At 73.8% G+C, this 1888-nt stretch carries 2 protein-coding genes; one reads left to right on the top strand and one right to left on the bottom strand.

Features of this window, described 5'->3' with window-relative positions:
• The coding region (locus AOK16_RS22345; RefSeq protein ID WP_420865396.1) for an ATP-binding protein at window positions 1-364 on the top strand (364 nt) is incomplete at its 5' end.
• 231 nt (window positions 365-595) lie between these two features.
• Here AOK16_RS22345 and AOK16_RS22340 read toward each other — a convergent pair.
• On the bottom strand, window positions 596-1822 hold the full coding sequence (locus AOK16_RS22340) for a glutamate dehydrogenase (RefSeq protein WP_055473962.1): 1227 nt from the start codon (window positions 1820-1822) through the stop codon (window positions 596-598).
• Between the last annotated feature and the right edge of the window lie 66 nt (window positions 1823-1888).

Genomic DNA, 1888 nt, shown 5'->3' with positions numbered 1-1888 from the left:
CACCGTGTTCCGGCTGCCCGCGCTGCGCACCTCGGCCGCCGAGGCGCGACGGCGTGTGCTCGCGCTGCTGAGCGAGTGGGGGGCGGACGGGGAGACTCGCGACAACACGGAGCTGGTGGTCTCGGAGCTGGTGACCAACGCGGTCTGCCACACCGACAGCGAGTCGATCGCCTGCGAACTGCGGCTGTCCGGCGCGCTGTTGCGTCTGCGGGTCACCGACGGCGAGGGCGGCCGCGGGCTCCTCCTGGTCGAGGCCCTGTCCCACGCCTGGGGCACAGCGTCGGCACCGGAGGGCCCCGGCCACACGGTCTGGGTCGAACTCCCTTATGCGCTGGCCCCATTGGCCCGTCCCCGTACGGCGTAAGGCCCGACCGATCCCCGAAGCCCGGCAGCAGGCTGCAGCGGTTCCGACCCCGGTTGCCTCGGCTCGGGAGTTCGTCGAGCCGGTCGGCCCAGCCGGCAAAGGCCCGTCGGGTCCGGGGTCGCCGGCGCCCTCGGTGAAACTGCACCGAGGGCAGTGCACGACCCGATCGTGAGTGGACTCTGGCGCTGCTCGAACCGCTCATTGTGTAACGGGCTTGGTTGCTCGAGCCCGTTAGGGAATCGTGGGTGGGGCCTGGTACTGCCCGAACCGCTCCGCGATCAAGGCGCTCCGCTCCTCGGCGATCGCGTGGGCCGCCGCGCGGGGCGGCACCGCGTCGGCCTCGGCGCGGGCCAGCACCCGGTCGATCAGCGCCCGCATCGAACCCCGCACATGCGCGAAGGCCTCGTCCGCGTCAGGGCCGATGTCGCCGAAGAGCGTCCACCACCACCAGGCGTTCGTACCGGAGTTGACCACCACGTCCGGCAGCACGGTCACCCCGCGCGCCGCGAGCAGCTCCTCCGCCTCCGGCAGGACCGGCATGTTGGCGGCCTCGACCACCCAACGCGCGGTGACAGCCCGCTGGTTGGCGGCATCGATCGCGTACGAGACGGCGGCCGGGACCAGCACCTCCGCGTCCGCCTCCAGCCAGGCCGAGCCCGGGAGTTCGGTGTCCTCGGGGCGGAGCGCGGTGCGCTCGACCGTGCCGAAGGAGTCGCGGGCGGCGAGCAGCGCCTCGACGTCGAGCCCGTCCGGGTTGGCGATCGTGCCCTTGACGTCGGCGACGGCCACGACGCGCAGGCCCGCACGGGCCAGGAAGCGGGCGGTGGCCCCGCCCATCGTGCCGAAGCCCTGCACGGCGACCCGCGTGCCCTCGTACGGGACGCCCGCCCGGTCCAGCGCCGCGAGGGCCGCCTCGGCGACCCCGCAGCCGCCGACCAGCTCGTCCAGGCCGATCCCCGTCACCTCGACCGCGAACGCGTCGGCCAGGCGCCGGCGCGCGGCCCGTTCGTCGTCCAGCAGCGGGTACACGGCCTGGATCGAGGAGACCAGACCCGCCTCCGCGGCGGCCCGGTCCACCAGGTCCTGGGTCAGGCCGAGGTCCTCGCCCGTCGTCCAGAACCGCTCGATGTACGGGCGCATGGCGCGCAGATAGCGCACCAGCACGCCGTACGCCTCCGGGTCCCGCGGGTCGCAGTCGATACCGCCCTTGGCGCCGCCGAGCGGGACGTACCGGGCGGGTGAGGTGCCGGAGGCCGGATCGGGGTCGTAGTGGAGGGCCTCTTTCCGCGTCATGCCGCGCGCGAGCCCGGCGACCTCGTCGAGCGCGCAGCCCGCGCGCATCCGCAGCCCGCCGCTGCACACACCGCGTACGAGCCGGTCGACGACGAGATAGCCGCGGCGGCCCGTGAGGTCGTCGGTCCAGGTGGTGGAGAGGAGCGGCGGCCGGGCGTTCGGCATGTTCGAGGTCTCCTTCAACTGAATCGCGAGTCAGTATCCGGAGCGGGCGGGAGGCGTGTCAACGGG

Source organism: Streptomyces pathocidini, assembly GCF_001418495.1.
In the GTDB taxonomy this organism is placed as follows: domain Bacteria; phylum Actinomycetota; class Actinomycetes; order Streptomycetales; family Streptomycetaceae; genus Streptomyces; species Streptomyces pathocidini.
The sequence above is the reverse complement of the archived record's forward strand: the minus strand, read 5'-3'. Positions and strand labels throughout refer to the sequence as shown.

Excerpts from the sequence above, each read along its gene's own strand:
- AOK16_RS22340 (WP_055473962.1), bottom strand. The coding sequence starts at position 1,822 with ATGCCGAACGCCCGGCCGCCGCTCCTCTCCACCACCTGGACCGACGAC.